General features: G+C 69.0%; 24 protein-coding genes. 13 read left to right on the forward strand and 11 right to left on the reverse strand.

What is annotated here, in order from left to right; all coding sequences use genetic code 11:
- Window positions 1–36: 36 nt before the first annotated feature.
- The 3 genes from ACQPZP_RS06045 to ACQPZP_RS06055 are packed head-to-tail and all read left to right on the forward strand — an operon-like array spanning window position 37 to window position 2,887.
- Window positions 37–1,236 (forward strand): MFS transporter, encoded by a 1,200-nt coding sequence (locus ACQPZP_RS06045; protein WP_433476637.1) that lies wholly within the window; start codon window positions 37–39, stop codon window positions 1,234–1,236.
- 12 nt (window positions 1,237–1,248) lie between these two features.
- Window positions 1,249–2,340, forward strand: a complete 1,092-nt coding sequence (locus ACQPZP_RS06050; RefSeq protein WP_433476638.1) for an alkene reductase — start codon at window positions 1,249–1,251, stop codon at window positions 2,338–2,340.
- A 52-nt stretch (window positions 2,341–2,392) separates the two neighbouring features.
- Entirely contained in the window at window positions 2,393–2,887 is a 495-nt protein-coding gene (locus ACQPZP_RS06055) for a pyridoxamine 5'-phosphate oxidase family protein (protein ID WP_433476639.1), read from the forward strand.
- Between the two features lie 61 nt (window positions 2,888–2,948).
- On the opposite strand, the gene ACQPZP_RS06060 is transcribed toward ACQPZP_RS06055, so the two are convergent.
- Window positions 2,949–3,236 (reverse strand): hypothetical protein, encoded by a 288-nt coding sequence (locus ACQPZP_RS06060; protein WP_433476640.1) that lies wholly within the window; start codon window positions 3,234–3,236, stop codon window positions 2,949–2,951.
- A gap of 266 nt (window positions 3,237–3,502) precedes the next feature.
- Between ACQPZP_RS06060 and ACQPZP_RS06065 the strand changes: the two genes are divergently transcribed.
- On the forward strand, window positions 3,503–5,593 hold the full coding sequence (locus tag ACQPZP_RS06065; protein ID WP_433476641.1) for an N-acetylmuramoyl-L-alanine amidase: 2,091 nt from the start codon (window positions 3,503–3,505) through the stop codon (window positions 5,591–5,593).
- A 52-nt stretch (window positions 5,594–5,645) separates the two neighbouring features.
- On the opposite strand, the gene ACQPZP_RS06070 is transcribed toward ACQPZP_RS06065, so the two are convergent.
- Together ACQPZP_RS06070 and ACQPZP_RS06075 are read right to left on the reverse strand one after the other, a co-directional pair.
- Window positions 5,646–6,302, reverse strand: coding sequence for an SDR family oxidoreductase (locus ACQPZP_RS06070; protein WP_433476642.1), 657 nt, complete (start codon window positions 6,300–6,302; stop codon window positions 5,646–5,648).
- Between the two features lie 917 nt (window positions 6,303–7,219).
- Window positions 7,220–7,618, reverse strand: a complete 399-nt coding sequence (locus tag ACQPZP_RS06075) for an ATP-binding protein (protein ID WP_433476643.1) — start codon at window positions 7,616–7,618, stop codon at window positions 7,220–7,222.
- On the opposite strand from ACQPZP_RS06075, the gene ACQPZP_RS06080 reads away from it, so the two are divergent.
- Both ACQPZP_RS06080 and ACQPZP_RS06085 read left to right on the forward strand, forming a co-directional pair.
- Window positions 7,617–8,444, forward strand: coding sequence for a helix-turn-helix domain-containing protein (locus ACQPZP_RS06080; RefSeq protein ID WP_433476644.1), 828 nt, complete (start codon window positions 7,617–7,619; stop codon window positions 8,442–8,444). The genes ACQPZP_RS06075 and ACQPZP_RS06080 overlap by 2 nt on opposite strands.
- Window positions 8,435–8,620: a DUF397 domain-containing protein gene (locus ACQPZP_RS06085; protein WP_433476645.1), complete on the forward strand. Its 186-nt coding sequence runs from the start codon at window positions 8,435–8,437 to the stop codon at window positions 8,618–8,620. The genes ACQPZP_RS06080 and ACQPZP_RS06085 overlap by 10 nt, the downstream gene beginning before the upstream one ends.
- Window positions 8,621–8,641: 21 nt before the next feature.
- Here the strand turns inward: ACQPZP_RS06085 and ACQPZP_RS06090 are convergent, their stop codons facing one another.
- Window positions 8,642–9,271, reverse strand: a complete 630-nt coding sequence (locus ACQPZP_RS06090; protein WP_433476646.1) for a hypothetical protein — start codon at window positions 9,269–9,271, stop codon at window positions 8,642–8,644.
- A 311-nt stretch (window positions 9,272–9,582) separates the two neighbouring features.
- Here ACQPZP_RS06090 and ACQPZP_RS06095 point away from each other — a divergent pair, with 311 nt between their 5' ends.
- Together ACQPZP_RS06095 and ACQPZP_RS06100 are read left to right on the forward strand one after the other, a co-directional pair.
- Window positions 9,583–9,927, forward strand: a complete 345-nt coding sequence (locus tag ACQPZP_RS06095; RefSeq protein ID WP_433476647.1) for a hypothetical protein — start codon at window positions 9,583–9,585, stop codon at window positions 9,925–9,927.
- A 158-nt stretch (window positions 9,928–10,085) separates the two neighbouring features.
- Window positions 10,086–11,039 (forward strand): zinc-binding dehydrogenase, encoded by a 954-nt coding sequence (locus tag ACQPZP_RS06100; protein ID WP_433476648.1) that lies wholly within the window; start codon window positions 10,086–10,088, stop codon window positions 11,037–11,039.
- A gap of 100 nt (window positions 11,040–11,139) precedes the next feature.
- On the opposite strand, the gene ACQPZP_RS06105 is transcribed toward ACQPZP_RS06100, so the two are convergent.
- Together ACQPZP_RS06105 and ACQPZP_RS06110 are read right to left on the reverse strand one after the other, a co-directional pair.
- Window positions 11,140–11,943, reverse strand: coding sequence for a hypothetical protein (locus ACQPZP_RS06105; RefSeq protein ID WP_433476649.1), 804 nt, complete (start codon window positions 11,941–11,943; stop codon window positions 11,140–11,142).
- 248 nt (window positions 11,944–12,191) lie between these two features.
- Window positions 12,192–13,178, reverse strand: coding sequence for a HEAT repeat domain-containing protein (locus ACQPZP_RS06110; protein WP_433476650.1), 987 nt, complete (start codon window positions 13,176–13,178; stop codon window positions 12,192–12,194).
- A 219-nt stretch (window positions 13,179–13,397) separates the two neighbouring features.
- Between ACQPZP_RS06110 and ACQPZP_RS06115 the strand changes: the two genes are divergently transcribed.
- Window positions 13,398–13,847 (forward strand): hypothetical protein, encoded by a 450-nt coding sequence (locus ACQPZP_RS06115; RefSeq protein ID WP_433476651.1) that lies wholly within the window; start codon window positions 13,398–13,400, stop codon window positions 13,845–13,847.
- A 111-nt stretch (window positions 13,848–13,958) separates the two neighbouring features.
- On the opposite strand, the gene ACQPZP_RS06120 is transcribed toward ACQPZP_RS06115, so the two are convergent.
- Together ACQPZP_RS06120 and ACQPZP_RS06125 are read right to left on the reverse strand one after the other, a co-directional pair.
- The gene (locus ACQPZP_RS06120; protein ID WP_433476652.1) at window positions 13,959–14,495 is read right to left on the reverse strand and encodes a DUF2087 domain-containing protein; all 537 of its coding nucleotides are present in this window, start codon (window positions 14,493–14,495) and stop codon (window positions 13,959–13,961) included.
- Entirely contained in the window at window positions 14,492–15,934 is a 1,443-nt protein-coding gene (locus ACQPZP_RS06125; protein WP_433476653.1) for an amidase, read from the reverse strand. Before ACQPZP_RS06125 ends, ACQPZP_RS06120 begins: the two co-directional genes overlap by 4 nt.
- A gap of 152 nt (window positions 15,935–16,086) precedes the next feature.
- On the opposite strand from ACQPZP_RS06125, the gene ACQPZP_RS06130 reads away from it, so the two are divergent.
- Window positions 16,087–16,659, forward strand: a complete 573-nt coding sequence (locus ACQPZP_RS06130) for a TetR/AcrR family transcriptional regulator (RefSeq protein ID WP_433476654.1) — start codon at window positions 16,087–16,089, stop codon at window positions 16,657–16,659.
- A gap of 408 nt (window positions 16,660–17,067) precedes the next feature.
- Here ACQPZP_RS06130 and ACQPZP_RS06135 read toward each other — a convergent pair whose 3' ends face one another.
- A complete protein-coding gene (locus ACQPZP_RS06135; RefSeq protein ID WP_433476655.1) occupies window positions 17,068–17,607 on the reverse strand; it encodes a putative immunity protein in 540 nt (179 codons plus the stop codon).
- 137 nt (window positions 17,608–17,744) lie between these two features.
- A complete protein-coding gene (locus tag ACQPZP_RS06140) occupies window positions 17,745–18,347 on the reverse strand; it encodes a TetR/AcrR family transcriptional regulator (RefSeq protein ID WP_433476656.1) in 603 nt (200 codons plus the stop codon).
- 89 nt (window positions 18,348–18,436) lie between these two features.
- Here ACQPZP_RS06140 and ACQPZP_RS06145 point away from each other — a divergent pair, with 89 nt between their 5' ends.
- Window positions 18,437–19,624, forward strand: coding sequence for an alpha/beta fold hydrolase (locus tag ACQPZP_RS06145; protein WP_433476657.1), 1,188 nt, complete (start codon window positions 18,437–18,439; stop codon window positions 19,622–19,624).
- Between the two features lie 15 nt (window positions 19,625–19,639).
- Here the strand turns inward: ACQPZP_RS06145 and ACQPZP_RS06150 are convergent, their stop codons facing one another.
- Complete coding sequence (locus ACQPZP_RS06150) at window positions 19,640–19,825, reverse strand: hypothetical protein (protein WP_433476658.1); 186 nt, start codon at window positions 19,823–19,825, stop codon at window positions 19,640–19,642.
- 55 nt (window positions 19,826–19,880) lie between these two features.
- On the opposite strand from ACQPZP_RS06150, the gene ACQPZP_RS06155 reads away from it, so the two are divergent.
- Both ACQPZP_RS06155 and ACQPZP_RS06160 read left to right on the forward strand, forming a co-directional pair.
- Window positions 19,881–20,972, forward strand: coding sequence for a TetR/AcrR family transcriptional regulator (locus tag ACQPZP_RS06155; protein WP_433476659.1), 1,092 nt, complete (start codon window positions 19,881–19,883; stop codon window positions 20,970–20,972).
- The gene (locus ACQPZP_RS06160) at window positions 20,969–21,610 is read left to right on the forward strand and encodes a transcriptional regulator (RefSeq protein WP_433476660.1); all 642 of its coding nucleotides are present in this window, start codon (window positions 20,969–20,971) and stop codon (window positions 21,608–21,610) included. Before ACQPZP_RS06155 ends, ACQPZP_RS06160 begins: the two co-directional genes overlap by 4 nt.

A 21,610-nucleotide genomic window follows, 5' to 3' on the forward strand; every position in this document is an offset into this window, starting at 1 on the left:
AGCGTTTCCGAAGCGCCCCCCGGCACAGTCGGCTCCATGCCTACCGCGGAACTGACCTCCACCGGCGAAGAGACGCCGTCCGCCCGTGGACTGCCCATGCCCGCGCTGCTGACGCTGGCCACGGCGGTCTTCATCACGAGCCTGACCGAGACGCTGCCCGCCGGACTGCTGCCCGCGATGAGCGGCGACCTGCACGTCAGCGAGTCCGCGACCGGGCAGACCGTGACGGTCTACGCGCTCGGGACGGCGCTGACGGCCGTCCCGCTGACGGCCGCGACGGCGGCTTGGCGTCGCCGTCGCCTGCTGCTGGCGACCGTCGCCGGGTTCGCCATCGCCAACACGGTGACGGCATTGTCGACGCACTACCTGCTGACCATGACGGCGCGCTTCGCGGCCGGGGTCGCGGCCGGGCTCGCCTGGGCGCTGCTGGCCGGCTACGCCCGCCGCCTCGCACCGCCCCACCTGGAGGGACGGGCGATCGCCATCGCGATGGCCGGCATCCCCGTCGCCCTGTCCCTGGGCGTCCCGGCGGGCACGTTCCTCGGGACGGCGCTCGGCTGGCAGGCCGCCTTCCTGATCATGACCGGGCTGAGCCTCGTCCTGCTGGGCTGGATCACCGCGTCCGTCCCGGACTTCCCGGGACGCCGCGCGGGCGAGCGGGCGGCCCGGCAGCACGTCCTCCGCGTCCCCGGCGTGGCGCCGGTGCTGTTCGTGACGTTCGTCTTCGTCCTGGCCCACACGATCCTCTACACCTATATCGCGACGTTCCTCGACACGCTCGGCATGGGCTCGTCCACAGACCTGGTCCTGCTGGTCTTCGGGGCGGCGTCCCTGGCCGGGATCTGGATCGTCGGCACGCACATCCACCGCCGCCTGCGCGCGCTGACCGTCGCCGGGACGCTGCTGGTCGCCGCTGCCGCCGCCGTCCTGGCGCTGTGGGCCGATGGCCCCGCCCTCGTCTATGCCGCCGTCGCGCTGTGGGGCCTCGGGTGGGGCGGCGCGCCCACCCTGCTGCAGACCGCCGCCGGTGACGCGGGGGGCGACGCGGCGGACGCGGCGCAGGCCATGCTCGTCACCCTCTGGAACGCGGCCATGGCCGGCGGCGGCATCGCCGGCGGCGCCCTCCTGCACCTGTTCGGCTCGGCCTCGTTCGCGTGGAGCACCCTCGCGCTCCTCGCGCCGGTCCTGGCGGTCGTCCTCGGCGCCCGGACCCACGGATTCCCCTCACACCGCTGAAAGGACACCACCATGGAGCTTCACGGTCTTCTCGAACCGGCCCGCCTCGGCGGACTCGCCCTGCCGAACCGCCTGGTGATGGCACCGATGACGCGGAACCGCGCGGACGCCGAGGGCGTCCCGGGCGAGCTGATGGCGACCTACTACGCGCAACGCGCCGCCGCCGGGCTGATCATCGCCGAGGCCGCCACCCCGAACGCCGTCGGCCAGACGTACCCGAACATTCCGGCGATCCATGCCCCGGCGCATGTGGCCGGATGGCGGCGCGTCACGGATGCCGTGCACGATGCGGGCGGCCGGATGTTCCTGCAGTTGCAGCACGGCGGCCGTGTCGGTCATCCCGACAACAGCGGCCTGCACCCGGTGGCGCCGTCGCCCGTCCCGCTTCCGGACACGATCCACACGCCCTTGGGGCCCCAGCCCGCCGTCGTCCCGCGTCAGATGACCGCCGCCGTCATCCGCTCCACCATCACGGACTTCGTGACCGCCGCCCGCAACGCCGTCGCCGCGGGCTTCGCAGGAGTGGAGGTGCACTCGGCCAACGGCTACCTGCTGCACCAGTTCCTGTCCCGCGACACCAACCGGCGCACCGACGAGTACGGCGGCTCGATCGCGGCCCGCATCCGCTTCATGGTCGAAGTGACCCGTGCCGTCGCCGCCGCCATCGGCCCTCGCCGCGTCGGCGTGCGGATCTCACCCGGCGTCACCGCGAACGGCATGTACGAGGACGACATCGACGACCTCTACCCGGCCCTCGTCCAGGCCCTGGCCGAGATCTCCCCGGCCTACCTGCACATCGTCTACGCCGATCCCGGCAGCGCCCTCTTCCACACCATCCGCCGGACGTGGCCCGGAACCCTGATCGCCAACCCGAAACTGCCCGACGTCACCACCGGAGACGTCACCCGCGAGGCCGGCCGCCTCGTCGCGGCGGGCGCCGACCTCGTCGCCCTCGGCCGTCCCTTCCTGGCGAACCCCGACCTCATCGACCGCCTCCGCGCCGGCGCCCCGCTCAACCCCGTCAAGGACCAGCACCTGATGTACACGGGCGCCGCGACCGGCTACACCGACTACCCGACGCTGGAATTCGCCTCGCGGCGATGAATCCGGCCGACGCCCACGGTCATCTCCTCTGAACCCTTTGAAGGAGATGACCGTGGAATATCCCCAGGGCGATGTACGCCTGCTCGAAACCGAGATCGCCCAGCGTCTGCTGCATTCGACGATCCCGGCCCGTCTCGCCTACACGGCGACCGACGGTACGCCGCGCGTGATGGCGACGTGGTTCACGTGGACGGGCGAGGAACTGGTGATGGCGACGTTCGTCCGCTGCCCGCCCCTGGGCATGCTGCGTCCGGCGCGCCGCCTCCGTGCGCTCCGCGAACGTCCGGACGTCGCCGTCACGATCGACACCGAGCCGCAGCCTCCGGAGGTCCTGATGCTGCGCGGCCGGGTCTCGATCACGGAGGTGGACGGAATGGTCCCCGAACAGGCCCGGTCGGCCCGCCGGTTTCTGGGCGAGGAGGGAGGCGCGGGTTACGTCGCCGGGGCGGCTCACCCCGAAACCCGGATGGCCCGCATAGCCCTGCGTCCCACCTGGGTCGGCGTGTTGGACTTCAAGTCCCGCCTACCCGGCATCATGACGCCCTGACGGGCGGGCGCCGGGCCACTCCCAGGTCGGCTGGGAGTGGCTTCGGCCGGCCGCCGGACGTTCAGCCCTGCTGCAGGGCGGAGAGGCCCTTGTCCAGGTCATCGCGGGTCATCACCGGCTGGATCTCGATCTTCGCGCCCAGCTCCTGGAAGAGCGGCTCGGCGATGGTCGGCAGCGTCCAGCTGTCCTGCATGTCGAAGACCATGGTGCAGGCGCGCCCGCCCTCGCTGGGGCCGAAGTAGGCCGCCTCGGGGTTGAGCCGCTCCATCATCGACTTCATGATCTCGGGGAGCCGTCCGCTCCTGATCGACTCGTTCGAGACCTGGGTGTCCATCTGTGCTCTCAGCATGACTCTCATCGCGCTCTTCCCCCCATGTGCCCTGGGCCGGGCGCGATCCCCGTCCGCGCTCCCTGCGACCCGGCGCTGTCTCGATCAATCTCCCGTCTGCCCTGGGGCAAACCTCGGCTGACCAGCGGGGACGTGCGTCCGGCGGGTGATGGCCGGTAGCGGCGCGCACACTCGAACGAATGTGTGACGTTTCAGGTGGCCGCAGCGCTTTCTACATGCACGAGCCCGGGTCTTTTCCCCCGGGCTCGGTCATGAACGGGAGAACGATGCCTAAGCGCACATTGATCGGGGCCTCGGTCGCCGCCGTGGTGGTGGCCGGCGCGGTGACCTGGACGGTCTCCGCGAAGTCGACGGCGACCATGTCGTCCGCGGACCGGCCGGACCCCGGCCGGGTCCACGCACGCGAACTCCGGGATCTTCCCGGTGCCGCCGCCGGCCGGAAGGCCGAGGGGCTGCCCGCCGCGACGACCGAGCCGTTCAGCCTCGTCGGGCTCACCTGGGACAAGCCTCGCGAGGACCTCCGCGGGACGGTCCGGCTCCGCACGCGGGACGCCCGGACCGGTCGCTGGTCGGGGTGGCGCGCCCTGGAGCCGGAACTCGCCGACGCCCCCGACCGGGGCGGGCGCGGCGGCACGAACGGGTTGTGGGTCGGGCCGTCCAACGGCATCGACGTGCGCGTGACCGGGCAGGGCCGCACCCTCCCCGAGGGCCTGCGCGTCGACCTGGTCGACCCGGGCAACGGCGCGGTGACGCCCACGCCGCGGGCGGCCGGGCCCGCCACGGGCCCGGAGATGCGGCTGATGGCGGCGACCACACCGCTCGCCGCGCCCCTCGCCGAGCCCGTCACGGCGCCGAAGCCGGCCATCGTGTCGCGCGCCGGATGGGGTGCGGACGAGTCCATCGTCCGGAACCCGCCGACCTACGACAGCGCCGTCAAGGCCGCGTTCGTCCACCACACGGACACGGGCAACGCCTACACCTGTGCCGAGTCCGCGTCGGTGATCCGGTCGGTGTACCTGTACCACGTGCAGAGCCAGGGCTGGGACGACATCGGCTACAACTTCCTGGTCGACAAGTGCGGCACCGTCTTCGAGGGACGGGCCGGGGGCGTCGACCGTCCCGTCCACGGCGCCCACACCTACGGGTTCAACACCGACACCACCGGGATCGCCGTCCTCGGCACCTACACCGCCGCGGACGACCCTGACGTCCCCGGTGTGGCGCCCACCCGCGAGGCCCTCGACGGCGTCGCGAAGATCGCCGCGTGGAAGCTGGGGCTCACCGGTGTCGACCCGACGGCGAAGACGACCTTGACCTCGGCCGCCCCGAACGGGACGGGCGGAAAGTACCCCTACGGGCAGCAGGTCGAGTTCGACACGATCTCCGGTCACCGCGACGGTTTCGCGACCGCGTGCCCCGGCGAGCAGCTCTACAGCGCGCTCCCTGCCATCCGGACGGCCGCCAAGCAGATCACCGTCCCGGCTCTGACCGCCACCGTGACCGGCGCGACGGCTGCGGGCGGCCGCTACTACACCAAGAGCACCGCGACCGTGAACTGGACGCCGGAGGAGGGAGCGACCTACCACGTCAGCGTGGACGGCGCGACGGCCGCCACGGGGACGGGGTCGGCCACGGTGACCCTCACTCCGGGCACGCACTCGGTCCAGTTGCACGCCGCCTTCGCCGACGGCACCACATCGGCGTCCCCGGTCTTCACGGTCATCGCGGACACGACCCGTCCGGTCATCTCCTCCCAGGCGCTCTCCCTGCGCAGGTCGACCGTGAACAGCGGCGCGTGGCCCGTCTGGCTCACCTGGAAAGCGACCGACAACACCCTTCTCAGCTCGCTGAAGGCCACCACGCCGTCCGCCAAGACGTTCGCCACGACCACCACGCAGTGGGCCGCGGTCGCCAAGCCGTCCACGACCCAGTCGTGGACGCTGAGCGCCGCGGACGCCGCGGGCAACGCCACCACCGCCGCCATCAGCCGCTACACAGGCGGCCTGAGTGAGGCCTCGGCGTACCGCACCGGCACGTGGAAGCTCACGACCACCCCGTACTACCTGGGCGGACGCGGCCTCTACAGCGGTTCCCGGGGCGCGAGCGCGAGCTGGACGTTCACCGGCCGCACCGCGGGGCTGATCTTCAAGCGCGCCTCCAACCTCGGCGCGGTGTACGTCTACGTGGACGGAGCCAAGATCGGCACATTGGACACCCGGGCGTCCACCACCGCCTACCGCCAGCTGCTGTGGACGCGCACCTGGAGCACCAGCGGCAAGCACACCATCAAGATCGTCGTCGCGGGCACCTCGGGCCGTCCCACCGTCGGCATCGACGGCCTCGCGTACCTCCGCTGACGCCTCTCCCGGAGGGCCGCCGGCGCGCGGCGCCGGCGGCCCTCCGGGACGTTCAGCCGTCGTAGGGGACGTGCGGGGTCCAGCCCTCGTCGGCCCTGCTGACGGCCTGCCACATGGCGTCGGCGATCGGGGGCGGTGAGAACGGCCCCTCCTTGTCGAGCACACCGTTGATCTGCACCGCCACCGCACGGATCCCGTCCGGGGCGAGGGTGGCGTCGAGGCTGGTGACGAGGTTCCGCACGGCGGCCTTCTGGACGCCCAGCGACGCGGCCCCATGCCAGGGCGTGTCCGCCGCCGCGGACCCGGTGACGAGGACACGGGCCCCCTTCCGCATGAACGGCCGCGCGGCCTGGACGGCGGGAAGCAGTGCACCGGCGCCGAGCGCGACGTCTTCGAGGAGTTCAGGGACGCTCAGGTGCAGCGGATCCCTCTCCCGCCACGCGCTGGGGTGGAAATGCAGGACGTCGATCCGGCCGTGCCGTTCACCGCCCCCGCGAACCACCTCGGTGACGTCGTCGGGATCGGTCAGGTCCACCCCAACGCCGTCCGCCTCGTGGCCCTCGTCCCGGAGGGTCGTCGCGAGGGCCTCGGCGGGCTCGGCCAGACGCGCGGCGAGCACCGCGAGATATCCCTCGCGAGCGAACCGCCGAGCGACCCCGAGCCCCAGACCGGGCCCGGCCCCAAGAACGACATACACAGGTGCGGACATATCTCTCCTCAGGCTCCCGACGACCAACACTCAGAAGTCTCCCGCGCCGTCGCCCCCGACACGCCCGCGCCAGCCCGGTCACGCCCGCGCCCCGGGGAACCCCAGTGATACGACGAAGGACCCGGCTGGCGCCGGGTCCTTCAGGGATGCGGCTCGACATTCGCCAGAAGCCGGCGGAGCACAGGCCGGGCTGATCTACATGTGGCCGGGCGTCGGGTCGGCACGTGCCAGGTCCCATAGGTCCGACGCGCGGCTGGGCCCGGACGGCGCGTGACGGTCTGGGGCGGCCAAGGGCAGCGCGGAGTCGGCGGTAAGGGGGGCGAGAGTCCGTGGTGATGCGAGCGGGCCCACTGCTCCGGGCCGGCTGATCGCTCCAGGGTGCTCGCCATTAGTCGATCCAATAAATCGGCCCTAGATCCTTTATGTCGACGGTCCACAGGTAATGCAGAAAGAGCTGGCCCCCGTACGCGAGTACAAGGGGCCAGCGTATCGGTCAGACCGCGATCAGATCGCGGTCGACTGGTTCATCACGACTTCGGCTCCGACGGGGGCCGCTGGGGCGGGATCGGAATCGGGGTGGTCATTAGCAATTCACCTCGTTTTCGTCGAGTCGAGCTTCACCAGCCTCGTGCTGGCGAAGGAGACTTTACCTGATGTTCAGGTCGCGGTAGCAACGGCGGTAAATCAACTGAGTTGCTCTGACCTGCGGTGATCGCATCTCGATGCAGGTCAGAAGGTTTTTTCTGTCGCCATAGGTCAGCATCAGACGCGAGAATTCTTCGCATCAGATGCGAACTTGAGAAGGGCAAAGTGAAGGTGTTTCGGATCTGTTAATCCGAGGGCGGGATTTATCGGGCAAAAGCCCTATTTTGCCGTTATTGTCTGGCATCCTTCATGTTGCGGGGACCTCCCCGTCATCAGCGGACGCATCGGGCCCATACGATCTTGCCTTCCTCGTTGAGCGGCCGGACGCCCCAGTCGTGGACGAGCTCCGCCATCAGCAGGAGCCCGCGCCCGTTCAAGGCGTCGTGGTCCTCATCCCGGACCACGGGCATGGCCGCTCCCTCGTCCCAGACCTCGATGACGGTGAGGTCGGCGCGACCGTCGGGGAAGATCCGGACGACGATGTGCCCGGATCCGACGTGCTTGTAGGCGTTGGTAACCAGTTCGGTAACCACGAGCCGACCGACGAAGTCGTCGTCGTGCCCCAGATCCCGGAACCGCTCGGTCAGATAACGACGCGCCAGCGAGGGCGCTCGGTCGGACGGCTCCAGCACCAAGGCCGGCGCCTCGGGCACAAGCAGTACTGCTGACATGGGCGAAGGGAGAATGACGGTGTCTCCAATCGGTAGCGGACGGCCGAAGATAGACCCTGAGTTGGCGGGCTTCGGGACCGTGGTCAAGCGGTTCCGTGAGGCGGCCGATATCAAACAGGGCGAACTGGCCGAGTTGGCCAACGTCGCGCGCTCCTACATCAGCCACGTCGAGTGCGGCCGGACGAAGTGCCGCCGAGACTTCGCCGAGCGTCTCGACGCCACCCTCAACGCCGAAGGCCAGATCGTTGAGGCATGGGACGACCTCCTGGAGAAGATCAAGCACGTCAGGTACCCGACCCACTTCGTGGCCTTCCCAAAGGCGGAGGGATCGGCTGACCAGCTTCGCGTGTATGAGACGCATCTCGTCTATGGGCTGTTTCAGACGGAGGCGTATGCTCGTGTCCTGTTGGTCGATGATGATGCGGTAGCTACCAGGATGAGGCGCCAAGGGCTTCTATCCAGGAAGCCGCGACCACTGATCAGCGTGGTCTTGGAAGAGAGCATTCTGTATCGACAGGTCGGCTCGAAGGAGGTCATGCGTGACCAGCTTGAGTACTTGGTCGAACTGTCTCTGCGGGAAGGCATATTCCTGCAAGTAGCCATGACTGCTCACTATCGAGGGGCAAGGGCATCGTTCACGATTGCCACCCAAGCCGACCGGAGTGAAATCGCTTACGTGGTCAAGGCGACTGGAGGTGAAGTAACCCGCGACCCATCAGAACTCACGAGAATGAGTGCGGTGATGCATCTTTTGAACACCAAGGCGCTCAACACAGAAGATTCTCGGGCTTATATCAGGAAGGTGGTGGAGGAACGATGGAGCTGAGTAATCTGGTCTGGCGCAAGGCGTCCAAAAGTCATGAAGATGGGGACCAGTGTGTTGAGATCGCTTCTAGCTTCGATGAAGTGGCTCTGAGAGATAGCAAGGACCGCGACGGCCCAAAGCTTGTCATCAGCCACAGTGATTTCCGGCACTTCGCTAAGCTCCTTAGGAACCTCTAGCGCTCATATTTGAGCTGAAGATCAGACGGCCCGGGCCTCCAGGACGGAAGCGTTCCGCTTCGCGAGCTTCCTGATGCTTCTGCTGGGATCCTCCTTGGCCATGGCCCGGAGCAGCTCGGCGAAACGTGGCCAGCCTGCGTACATGATCGCCTCGATCCCGGCAGTGCGTACCTCCTCTGAGGGATGCCGAACGGCGGCGAAGAAGGCCCGTACCCATGGCTCGGCGATCTCCCCTGGAGCGCCGAGCCCGGCCCGGATCAGGGCGGCGGCGTGTTCATCCGGGTCCGACGCGGCGGACACCGCGCCGATCAGTTCCTCGTCGGTCCACACCTCAAGCCCGGCCAGCTCCAGACTCGCCAGCGGCAGACTCAACAGGTGGGCGGCGGCCTCCCGGCCGAGCATGCTCAGCACGGCCACGTATGCGAGCCGGCGCTCGGGAACTTGGAACAAGGTGACGAACGTCCCTGAGGCGAGCTCCCATGACGACCGCCGCGGCGTGCCTGTCGAGGGCTCGGCGGGCAGTTCTCCAGCGGACGGCCAGCCGGCCTCGGCCGCCTTCGCGGCGAACCGCTCCGCGCAGTCGTACTCCTTCAGGATCAGTCGGCGGGACCGGTACAACGTCACACTCTCCTCGTTCTGCAAGCTCGGCATGGGAAACAGCCCTTGATCGCGCACATTCAAGGTTACTGCGGCAATCGGCGTTCTAAGGAATAATGGAGACCCAATAAGTCGGACCATCTCCGCTCTCTCGGAACTTTCTCGTTTCCTCCGTCAGTGATCGCCACGATTCGGGGCCGATTGAGGCCCCCTGCCGCCCGGCCTGGGGCCCTAGGGCTCTACCGCTCAATTCCACGGTTCCATAGCGTGTGCATTCCGATCGACCGGAACAGCCGTTGATCCTCCCGAAGGGAACCGGCACTGAACCGCATCGACATTGGAAAGTGGGTCTGACCGTGGACGGCATGCATTTCCTCGTGTTCACCACCGGCGAGATGTGGTTCTGGATCATCTGGGCCGCCGTGACCGTCATCGGTGCCGCCGCGCTCGGATACCTGACGGGGGAGAGGACCGGGCGGCTTGCCGAGCGTCGTCGGCAGGGCACCCGCGACGCCGAGGACTGGCCGCGACAGCCGGCCAATGACGCCGTCGCCAACACTGGAGACGGCCGAGACCGTCCAGAGCCTGATGAAGTCAGCGCCGAGACGCGCGGACGTTCGACCACGCGAGAAGGAGCGGCTCCTCAAGGGGGATGGCCGATAGACAGCAGAAAGACACCGCGGAGTGCATCGGCGCAGGCGTCCGGGTGACGGCGTACAGGTTTCGGTGGAGGGCGCGATACGGACAATCGCCCAGGTGTGGCTGCCGCCTGGGGAACGGGCGTCTTGATCTCAAGCGTGGTTGAGGTTGCAGGCTTGGGGTCTGTGTCGGCGAACGGGTAGGGGGCGGCGTGCGGGTAGTCCGGGTAATGCGATTCGGGGGGCCGGAGGTGCTGGTGCCCGGTGAGGCGCCGGATCCGGTGGCCGGAGCGGGGCAGGTCGTGGTGGACGTGGCAGTCGCGGGTGTGACGTTCGTCGAGACGCAGATCCGGCGTGGCGTCGACAAATGGCATGCCAGGCCGTCATTGCCCTACGTGCCGGGCGGTCTGGTGGCCGGTCGTGTGAGATCGGTTGGGCCGCAGGTCGATCCGGCCTGGCTTGGGCGCCGGGTCATCGGCGGCACCGGAGAGACCGGCGGGTTCGCCGAGCGTGCCGTAGCCGAGGTCCAGGAACTGTTTCCGGTGCCGGACGGGCTGGGCCTGCCGGAGGCCATCGCCCTGCACAGCGATGGCAGCACCGCACAGGGACTGATCGAGAAGGCCGGCATCGGCCCCGGTGAGTGGGTGCTGGTCGAGGCGGCGGCCGGTGGGGTCGGCAGCCTGCTGGTACAACTCGCCCGTTCGGCGGGTGCTCGGGTCGTCGGGGCTGCCCGCGGAGCGCGCAAGCTCGACCTGATCCGGGAACTGGGCGCCGACGCCGCGGTCGACTACTCCGAGCCGGCCTGGACCAAACGGGTGCTCGAACAGACCGGCGGCGCGGGACCGGACGTGGTGTTCGACGGTGTCGGCGGACAGATCGGACGGGCCGCGTTCGAGGTGACGGCCCGCGGTGGCCGCTTCTCGGTGCACGGTGCCTCCAGCGGTGAGGCGACGCTCATCGACTCCGCGGAGGCTCGGCTCAAGGGCGTGGACGCGATCGGCATTGAGCAGCTCTTCGATTTCGGGCCGAACGTGGTGCGGTGGGCGGAGCGGATGATGTCCCAGGCCGCCGCCGGACTCGTCCGGCCTGTCATCGGGCAGACCTTCCCACTGGAGCGTGCCGCCGACGCGCACGCCGCGATCGAGAACCGCACCGCCATCGGAAAGACCCTGCTGCTCATCTAACGGCCTCGTGCCTCAGCTCTGCGCTCGGAGGAGCAGTGGCCGCGCGAAACGGTGGAGCGCGGCACGGGGGGTCCCGTGCCGCGCTCCAGGTGTGCGGCGTCTACCTGAGGAGATCCTGCAGGAGGGCGCCTGTGGCCCCAGTGGGGCACTTGAAGCCCAGAATGATCTGTGTGGCCTGGGCGAGGCCGATGGCGAACTCGACGTCCGCCTCCACCAGCTGCCGAATGCCTTTCCGGCTGTGGAGCGGCAGGTCGAGCTGGTAGAACGTCCGCCACTGGTCGACGACGTCCTGGAACACGGCGTCATCGTCTTCACCTGCGGCGATTGCTTGCAGCCTCCCCCAGATGAGGGAGACGAGGTCCTGAATTTCCTGCTCGCGGGCCGGGCTCAGGGCCTGCGAGTCGGCGACCTTGTTGAGGGCCATGACGAGCACCGCCGGATAGTTGACGTCCTCCGGCTGGACCACGGCAGCTGCCGCCTTGTCCTGCGGGGAGTCTTCCACCCAGTCGGGACACTTGGCTCCCAACAGGGACTTTGTCTGCTCCGCGAGGCTGATGGCGAGGCTGATGTTCCCCTCGATCAGCTTTTGGAAGCTGGGCCGCCCCTTACGCGGCCTGTCGTGATGGAGGAGGCTGCGCCATTGATCCATGATTCCCCAGATCGGGTCATCCCTGTCGCAGACGCAAGCGATGTCGTCCAGCCTCCGTCGGGTGGCCCCGATGAGGCGCTGTACCTGGTTCTCCTCCTCAAAGCCCATCCACCTGTTACGGGAGACCTCCCGGAGGAGGCGGATGAGCTTCGGCAGACGAGCGACGTCCGCCGGCTTGACAACGCCGGCTGCCGCCATCGCCTGCTGGCGCTCCTGGTCCTCCCGGTGACGCTTCTCTGCGAGCAGATTCTTCATGTCACCAGGGGTAAAGGTGCTGGCCATGATTTGTCTCCCATCCCATTGGGTAGGTAAAGAGCTGAGCTACATCTACCTGCGGACAGTCCTGGAAATGGACCCAGAGTCAAGACCTGGCAGCCCTTGAACAAGCTCTCTTCGGCTCAGGCGCGGCGCTCGTCCGGTGTGCCACTCGAAGCGGCCAGATGCCGCTCGTTGAGCAGAGGCCCCCTGTACTTCCTGCGAGTCCCGCAGCGTGGAGGGCGGGATCAAATAGGCAAGGCGCCCCTGAAGTGCGAGTTGGGTGATCCGGGGTGCGTCGTGGCCAGCCAACCGTGCCCGTGTGTCTCGCTCTCGGGCATGTAGCCGACATCGACGGACAGGTAACGGGCCGCGACGTTCGCGTCGGTCACACCTTGCGGGCTGATCAGTGAGGGTTCGATCCACATTCTGTCTTCGAGGTAGTCGACTTCGAAGGGAAGCGGGTCCCCCACCCACTCCGGATCTCCCCAAGAGGCGTGGCGGCGCACCATGTGGCCATTCCGAGCGACACACCAGACGTGGGCGTCGTGGTAGGTATCGATGCGGTAGAAGTGGGCCTCGCCGCACTGCCCACTGACCTTCTCGGTGAGGTACTCGCCACCGAACGCGTCCAAGAACGCGTTGCCGTAAAGGAGACGCCAGGCACCGAATTGAGGCGTGATGAAGACGCGATATACCGTCTCCTTGTCGCCGTTCGGTGTTTTGATCTGCATTGAGTCGTGGGCGCTGCCGGCCTCTGTGGCGGCCAGTCCCATGACCGTGGTGGCAGCTCGTAGATCATGCAGCCCGAGTGCGGCTACGAGCGCGTCGAACCGGTCCGCCGGGGTGGCCAGCCACCGGCTTTCCGGCGGCAGCATCACCGGGCGTTCGGACCGCAGTTTCACCCGTATGAGCCGTTCGACCGCTCGACGGTCGGCGAGGTCAAGTCCTTGCTCGCCGCTCAAATCGGCGATGAGCCGCAGAGCCACTCGCCGCAGATGTCCGGGCCCGTGGCTTCGGATCTCCCGCAGCCGCGGCACCGCGTCCTCGCCCAAGCGCCTGAAAACGGACTCGGCCCGGAGTGCATGACGCCTCGGTCGGCCGCTGCTGAGGATGGGCAGCAGGTGGTCGACGACCTCGGCGCCGAGGGCCACCAAACCGTCCTCTGCAGCGGCCCGGCGACCGCGGTCCCTGTCCCCGAGGGCGTGCACGAGGGACTCGACGGTATCCGGCATCGGCCCAGCCTAGCCAGTGCTCGAAGAACAGACGCCCCGCCTGAGCGGGTGGCCGAGGCGGGCGATATTTCGGCCGCCTCCGGCGATCGGCTCGCATGCCGGCGGAGCACTCCGGCAGGGAGTGAGTTCGACTTGCGGTGATGGAGTTGCCGGGGGGCGGCAGTCGGTGACGGTCCAGTGATGTACCGAACAACCCAAATCCCCCAAGGGAGAAAAACAATGTCCGAAATTCCGGACCGCCGACAGCTGCATTTCCGGCTGGGCGGGAATGCCCACCACGTCGCTGGTCTCCTCGACGAGGCGATGCCGTACTTCGAGGCCCCCCGTCTGGCTGACAAGATCAAACCTGTCGTCAAGTGCCTGCTGACATGGGCTGACCAGGGCATCTTCGACCTGCGGGTCTATCGGGTCGACCGAGGCGCCGGCTGCTGGGCCACTCAGATCGAGTTCGGCTGGGCCGGCGAACTGAGCGAAGCCCAGCGGGCCCGGCTCGACAGGTTCTACGACGAGGCCGTGGAGTCGCCGGACCAGTACATGGTCAACTGGCACGAGTACGGCCTCGGCGGGAGGCTCACGTCCGCATGGGAGGCGGATGACGGATACCCGGTCGTGGCTCCCGATGTGGAGGCCGGCCGGGTCGTCGCGATCATCTTCGATGACCTGGCCTGACGGCCGGTCATCCGCCCATCCGGTCCGCCTCGCCTGACGAGGCGGGCCAACCCGAACCGGAGGTGCGAGCGGGTCGACGACCCGTCCGCACCTCCGTTTCTCGTACGTCTATCAGACGCGCTTGTAAGTGGTGCCGGAATCGTTTCTGCGCAACAGACCCTCGTCCACGAGGGCACGGCGCAGGCTCACCCAGTCGTCGAACCATTCGCCGCAGATCGCGTTGACCTTGGCCTCGGAATACGTCGCGCCAGGCTCGAAAGAGTCCTTCACGACACCCAGAACACGGCTGCGTACTTCCGCCCTACCTGGAATGGACGTGAGCCGACCACGGCGGAAGTAGGAGCCCGACCCGTCTCCGCTGCCCCGACCGGAGACCCTGACCTCGGCCTGGACCGCGAGCCGGAACGTGTCGTCGAGCAGCGTGTACGTGCGCTTTTCGCTGTCGAAGGCCGCGATCCGGCCGTCCGTCAGCTTCTGCAGCGCCGCGGCGGCGGCCGGTGGGCGAAGCTTGGCCAGTCCGGCGACCTCGGCCACAGAGGTCGCGCCGAGGGCGAGGGCCGCGTATGCGGCACGCCGGTCGGTCTGGGCGAGGAGACCGACCAAGTCGCGGCAAGAGGGTGGACGGTCCTCGGCGGGGGCCGTGTTCATGGTGTCCATTCTGGTCGTCGTTCCGGGGCGCGCGGGTCGATCGGTGTGAGGACTCCGAGCCGGTCCTCGATCGCCTGAGCCGCGTCCAGGCACAGGTCCTCCCGGAACGTGCGCCCGACGATCTGCACTCCGGAGGGGAGCCCGTCGACCACACCGGTCGGTATGGCCACAGCGGGCACGCCGACGAAGCTGGTCACGCTGCACAGGCGCATTCCGGACCCGACCCGGTCCCGGCCCGCCCTGTCGCGCGACTCCAGCCCCGGCTCGACCGGTGGCTCGGTGAACGACGGGCCGAGCAAGAGCGGGTATGCGTCGAGGAATTCGGCCCACGAGCGGCGAATGGTCATCCAGGTGCCCATCAGCTTCATGAACTCGTCCGCGCTCGCGGGCGGGGTCTGCTCCATTGCCATCTGGATGTAGCGGTCCCCGCCTTTGCCGAGCAGTTCGCGTACCACCGGCCAGGTCGGGGCGAACTCGGTCACGGTGATCCGGCCGTAAGCCTCAAGAGCCTCGTCCATGAGCGGTACGTCCTGTACCTCGCGCACGTCGTATCCGGCGTCGCGGAGTGCGTCAGCCGCGGTCTCGATGGCTCCGCGAACCGCGGGGTGGACTCCGTGCCCGCCGGGGTCCGCCACGACCGCGACCTTCACCGGCCCGGGAAGCGCTTCTCCGTACGCGGGCACCGGTACGGCCCGTGGGTCTCGCGGATCGGTCCCGGCCAGCACCTCGTAAGCCAGCCGCAGGTCGCCCACGCTCCGCGCCAGCGGGCCGTCGGTGACCAGTATCTGGGATGCCGGGCCTGGGTCGTCCGGGCCGAGAATGCGGTGGTCCGCCGGAAACCGGCCCGTGGACGGCTTCAGTCCCGCTACGCCGCAGAACTGGGCCGGGACGCGCACCGATCCTCCGGAGTCGTTGCCGAGCCCGAGCGCCGCCATGCCCGTGGCCACGGCCACCGCGTCGCCCCCGCTGGAGCCGCCCGGGGTCCGGCTGCCGTCCCACGGATTGACCGTGTCGCCGAACAGCTCGCTGCGCGTGTGCATTCCCGCCAGGATCAGGGTGGGAATGTTGCTGTGCCCGATGGGGATGGCCCCGGCCGCGCGCAGCCGCGCCACCGGTGGCGCGTCGGCCGACGCCACCAGATCGCGGAAGCGCTCCGTGCCGAACGTGGTCGGCACGCCTTCGATCGCGGTGCTCTCCTTCACGGTGAACGGCACGCCCGCGAGCGGCCCCAGCGCTTCACCGGCGGCCCGCCGACGGTCTGTTCGTGTCGCGGCCTCGCGTGCGCGCTCCGCCAGGAGTTGGGTGACCGCGTTCACCTGGGGGTTGACCTCGGCGATGCGGTCGAGGTGACTGTCGACCAGTTCGACAGCCGAGACGTGTGCGTCGCGCACGGCCTTCGCCTGGGCCGCGGCCGACATCTTCCACAGGGCGTCCCGCATGGCCTTTCCTTCCTCCCCTAGGTACCGATGCGCCTGCATCGGAATGGCAACCGTAGCCTGGAACCGATGCAAGCGCATCGCATAGGGTGCACTGCGAAGCGGAGCGCCGTGGAGTGGGGAGGCGAGTGGGCATGCCCAGGCAGGTGGATCACGTGGGCCGACGCCGCCTCATCGCCGAGGCCGTCTGCCACCTCGCCGACGAACGCGGCCTTGAGGGCGTGACCCTTCGCGACGTCGCCGCCCGCGCGCAGGTGTCCATGGGCGCCGTTCAGCGGTGCTTCCGCACCAAGGAAGAGATGCTCGTATTCGCTCTCGGGCACATCGGCGAGCGGATCAGCGATCGCGTTCAGGCCCGCCTCGTCAGAAGCCCGGCCCAGTCGGCCGGCACCGCCCTGGGCCACGCGGCGAGCGAGATCTCACTGCTCAAGGAAGAGCACCGCGCCGAGGCCAGGGTCTGGCTCGCCTTCGTCGCGCAGGCGGCTGTCAGCAAGACGCTCGCCAGGACGCTGAAGGCGAACTACGCAGCCCTGCACGAGATGTTCACTCGCCTCATCTCGGAAGTCGGCGAGAGCACCGACCGCGCCGTCCCGCTCGATCCACAACACGAGGCCCGCACCCTCCTCGCCTTTGCGGACGGCCTCACCACGCACGTCCTCATCGGCCACCTCACCCCGCAAGAGGCACACGACGCCCTTCACACACACCTGGCCGGCCTCTTGGAGTAACCGGGGCGAGCAGGCTGGTGACCTCGGCGCTCGCCTCCGGGGCACGGGGCCGACTTCGGACGTCGGCCAGGGCGCAAGGAACTGGCCTCGGCATCGCGTCTCGGCGATATCGAGGCCAGTGGTTTTCAGGTGACGTGGTCGGTCACTTGCGGTTGAGGTAGGCGCGGTGCCTGTCCGGATCCGTGCAGACCCACCCCATGGGGGTTTCGCCGATGCCGACGGGCCTCATGGCGGCTCCGCACTCACAGTCCTTCTTCATTTGTTTTGCTCCCTGTCACCAGAGGTGTTCGTTCCCCCGAGCACCAGTGGGTGATAGTCCGCCGCTCATGGGTTATACACTCACCGTGCCGAGTGAGTTTGCTCACAACCCGGCCCGTGTATTCCGCGGCGGGGGATGCAGCCCGCGGGTCAGCGGAGGGAGGCGTCGAGTTGTCGGATCAGTTCTCCGACTCGGCCGCCGCCGGGTGGGGCGGTCGGATAGCGCCTCAGGACGTCCACCACGGCGGGACGCGCGAGGATCCGCGACTGCGCGATGTGGTCGGCCCCGACGGTGGGGTCGTCTCCGACGGAGAGTTCGAACGCTCGTGCGGCATGCGCGGCCGATCCGAGGATGTGCTTGACCTGGGTGGCCTTCGCCAGGGGATGGAGGAACGCCGCACTGGCCGCGGCCAAGGCCGCACGGGCGGCGTCGCTCGCCGCGGCCAGTCCCGCATCGCGGGTCTCCTGGGCCGCCCGGTGCGCCGCCCACGCGCTGTCGCGCAGCGCCTTGGTGCGCTCGGCTCCGTCCACGAACGCCTGCGCGGCGTCGATCGCCGCCCGCGGACGATGATCGTCAGGACGTTCGCGTTCGAAGATCACCAGGGCGGGCCGCGCGCACGCCACCGCGTAGCCGGTGACCTCGCGGAGTTCGGACCGGCTGAGTTCGATCGTCGCGGAATCATCCGCCATGGCGTAGTCCTTTTATGCGGGGGGGGAATTCACTTCAACTTTATCGTTGAACCTCCTGTGTAAACTTTGGCGCAGATTTCCCAGTCGGTGATTGCGTACCTTAAATTGCGGTTGCGGCCATCGCTCTGGCGCGTGAGTCAGTTGCGCGTCAGGCCGTCCATGAGGAGGTCGGCCAGTCGCTGTGGCAGGTCATCGGCGATGGGTTCGCGGGTGAGCAGAACCTGAAGGTGCAGCGGCGCCACGAGGGTCTCCAGGACCAGACGGGAGTCGGTGGCGGCGGGGATCTCGCCCCGGGCGATGCCGCGTTCGATGATGACGCGCGCGTGGTCGAGCCGCGAGGCGATGTAGGTGGCGCGGGCGGCGGCCAGTTCGGGGTCGTCGACGGTCAGCGCGGCGGTCCGGATGAACGCCGTGCCGATCGGTGTCGACAGGAACGCGGCCAAGGCCCGGGCGAGCCCGACGAGGTCGCCGCGCACCGACCCGGTGTCGGGGATCGGCAGCACCTGGCGGCTGTGGGTCAGCAAGGCGTCGACGATCAGGTTCTGGCGAGTCCGCCACCGGCGGTACACCGAGGTTTCGTGCACACCGGCCCGTTCGGCGACGTCGCCGATGCTCACCTCATCGGGGCCGTGTTCGAGCAGCGCCTCGACGGTCGCCTCCAGGACGGCTTGGCGCATCCGCTCGCCGCGCCGCTGACGCGCCGGCTCCTGCGGAGACCGGGGTGGGTGGGATTCGGTCACCGCTCCACGCTATCGCAAGAAAACTTGCGTTGCCCGGATCCGCGGTCGTACCGTCATATCGCAAGTTTTCTTGCGATAGGGAGGTGGGCATGATGATGACGCAGGCTCCGGTGATCGAGTACGAGCCCGGGTCGACGCCGGTCGGCTACCACCGGCTCCACCCCGACGTCGGCATCAACTTCCAGTGCAACCGGTTCCTGCAGCTGATCGGCCCGGACGCGCTGGAGGAGATCAGGGCGGCGGCGTCGGCGATCGGAACCTACGCCGAGTGGATCGAGACCTTCCTGGCCTTGGCCACGCGAGCACGCGAAGAGCAGCGCATCCTGGCGGGCGCCTACTACGACCGCGCGGCCGAGTTCTTCATGAGGCCCGGCGACGCGCGGCGTGCTCCCGCGCGGGCCCGGTTCCTGCGCGACATCCGTGCCCTGTACGGCGTGACCCCCGTGAACGTCCCGTACGGCGGTGCCGCGCTGCCCGCCTACGACCTGGCACCCGATGGGCCGCCCCGCGGCACGATCGTCGTGACCGGCGGCTTCGACGAGTATGTCGAAGAGGGCTTGCCCTTGCTGGCCGCCACGTGCCGGGCGGGATACCGCGTCATCGCCTTCGACGGGCCCGGCCAGGGCGGCGCGCTCGAAGGCGCCCGGCTGCCCCTGACCCCGGCCTGGGAGGAACCGGTCGGCGCGCTGCTCGACCACTTCGAGGTGACCGACGTGACCCTGATCGGGATCTCCCTCGGCGGTGGCCTGGCGATACGCGCCGCCGCGTTCGACGACCGGGTGCGGCGGGTGGTGGCCGCGGACGTCCTCGACGACTTTCTTGAGTGCCTGGCCCGGCAGGCCGTCCCCGGTGCCGCGCCGGCGCTGCGCGCTCTGCTCGCGGCCCGCGCCCGGCCTCTCGTCAACCTGGCCGCCCGCCTGGCCGCCGCCCGCAAGCCGCTGGCCGACTGGGGCCTGCGGCAGGGCATGCACGTTACCGCCACCTCCACCCCCTACGGCTTCTTCCAGGCGGCCCGCGCCCTGACCACCCGATCGGTGTCCGCGCGGGTCACCGCGGACGTGCTCCTGCTCGCCGGCACCGACGACCACTACGTCCCCTCGCACCAGCTCCATCGCCAAGCCGCCGCCCTCACCCGTGCGCGGTCGGTGAGCACCCGGACGTTCACCGCGGCCGAGCAGGCGCACAACCACTGCCAGATCGGCAACCTGGGCGCCGCGCTGCGCGCCGTGCTGACGTGGCTGGACTCGCTGGCTCCTGAGAACCAGCCGAGCGGATGATGAAACAGGCCCGCGTCACTGCTGGCGACCGTAGGCGCGGACGGCCAGGGGGCAGAAGGCGAAGAAGAGGGCCACGCACCAGACCAGAGTGGTGGTGACGGTGCCATCGACGGGTGTGCCGTTGAGCAGGGCCCGACCCCGTGCTCGCTCACCGACCACCCTCCTCCGCTGGTTCCCATGTTCGAGAAATTCAGATGTCATGAACATCTGGATGGTGATGGTATCTTAAAGCCATTCGCAGGACGAAGGAGGGGCGATGGTCAGGCTGACCCGGGCGCAGCAGCAGGAACGCACCCGAGCGGCCGTACTGGCCGCGGCGAGGGAGGAGTTCGCCGAGCGCGGATACGCCGACGCCAAGGTCGACCGGATCGCGGAGCGGGCCGAACTGACCCGTGGCGCGGTGTACTCGAACTTCCCGGGCAAGCGCGCTCTCTACCTGGCGGTTCTCGGCGACTCGATCGAGCACGCGAGCGCGGCCCCGGCGCCGCCGTCGCCCGGCCTGGCCGAGGCGGTGAGCGCGTTCGCCCGCGTCTGGCTCGAACGGCTGCCGTTGACAGGCGACACCCCCGCCGGCGGGAAGCTGCAAATGCGCTCGCTGACCGGACTGTTCGACGACGAACCGGGCCGCACGGCACTGGCGCAGATCACCAGGATGGAGGCTCTGCTCCTCGCGCTCGCCCTGGAAACACGCGCACCCCGCCACGCGGGGGTGCGGCGGGTGCGGTTGGCCGAACTGGTCCTGACGGTGTTGAACGGGTCCGGCCACCTGGCCGAGACGGCGCCGGGATTCGGCGACCCCTTCGACGTGGCACGCGCCTGCGGGCACCTGGCCGAACTCGACCTCGCCGACACCTGGGATCCGCCGTACCTGCCCCACATCGCCCCCGCGCGACCCGTCCGGGACGCCTGGGAGCCGCCTGCGGAGTTGCAGGACCAGGTCACCGGTCGCCGAGTCGGATTCGACGCCGACAGCGTGATCGTGGTCCTCGGGGCCGGCCGGCTGGAGGCGGCCGAGGAAGCCGTGCGCGCCGCCCGTCCCGGAGACCAGATCACCGTGGCCGTCGTGACGAGCGATCCGGCCGAGATCGGGCGTCTCGTGCGGCTCAGGATCAGCGACCTCACCGGGTGCCTGCGACGTGTCTTCGCGCATGACGCCTTGCCGGACCTCCGACTCGTCCTCGACGACGGCGCCGCCCTCGCCTCGGCCATCGGAATCCCGGATCCGGACGACACCACCGAGGCCGCGGTGCGCATCAAGGCAGGCGAGATCTCCGCCCGAGCCCACGGACGAGGCGCCGCCCACGCCGCCACGTCGACCGCCACGCGGGCCGGCGAGGCCGGACGGTGAGCCCCGTCGAGGTGCCGAACTCGCCCCACTCGACCAGCACCGACCTGCTCGTCCTGCACACCCTTCGCTGCATCGGCTTCGTCGGCTTGGCCCGCGTGTCCGAGGCGGCCGGGCTCCCCGCACACGACGTGGAGTCCGAACTGCTCGATCTCGCCGCTTCCGGACTCGTCACGCATGTCCGGGGTGACTTCGGCGGGTGGGGCCTTACCGAGGCCGGCCGGGCCGCGGACGTCCAGCGGATCTCCGCCGAGATGGACGCCGCCGGCGCCCGATCTGCTGTGGCCAAGGCCTACGAGGACTTTCTCGTGCTCAACCCGGAGCTGCTCGATCTGTGCACGGCATGGCAAATGCGCTCCGTCGACGGAGCCATGGCGGTCAACGACCACACCGACGCCGCCTATGACTCCCGGGTCCTGGACCGGTTCACAGACTTCGACATGCGGGCCGATGCCGTCTGCGCAGCCCTGTCCGCGGAGTTGCTCCGGTTCGGCCGCTACCGACCGCGGCTCACCGGCGCACTCACCCGAGCCAGATCCGGTGCGGTGGAGTACCTGGCGGACGACATCGGGTCCTACCACGCCATCTGGTTCCAACTTCACGAAGACCTGCTGGTCACTCTGGGCATCCCACGGCACTGA

It is taken from the genome of Spirillospora sp. CA-142024, assembly GCF_050942325.1.
Taxonomy (GTDB): domain Bacteria; phylum Actinomycetota; class Actinomycetes; order Streptosporangiales; family Streptosporangiaceae; genus Spirillospora.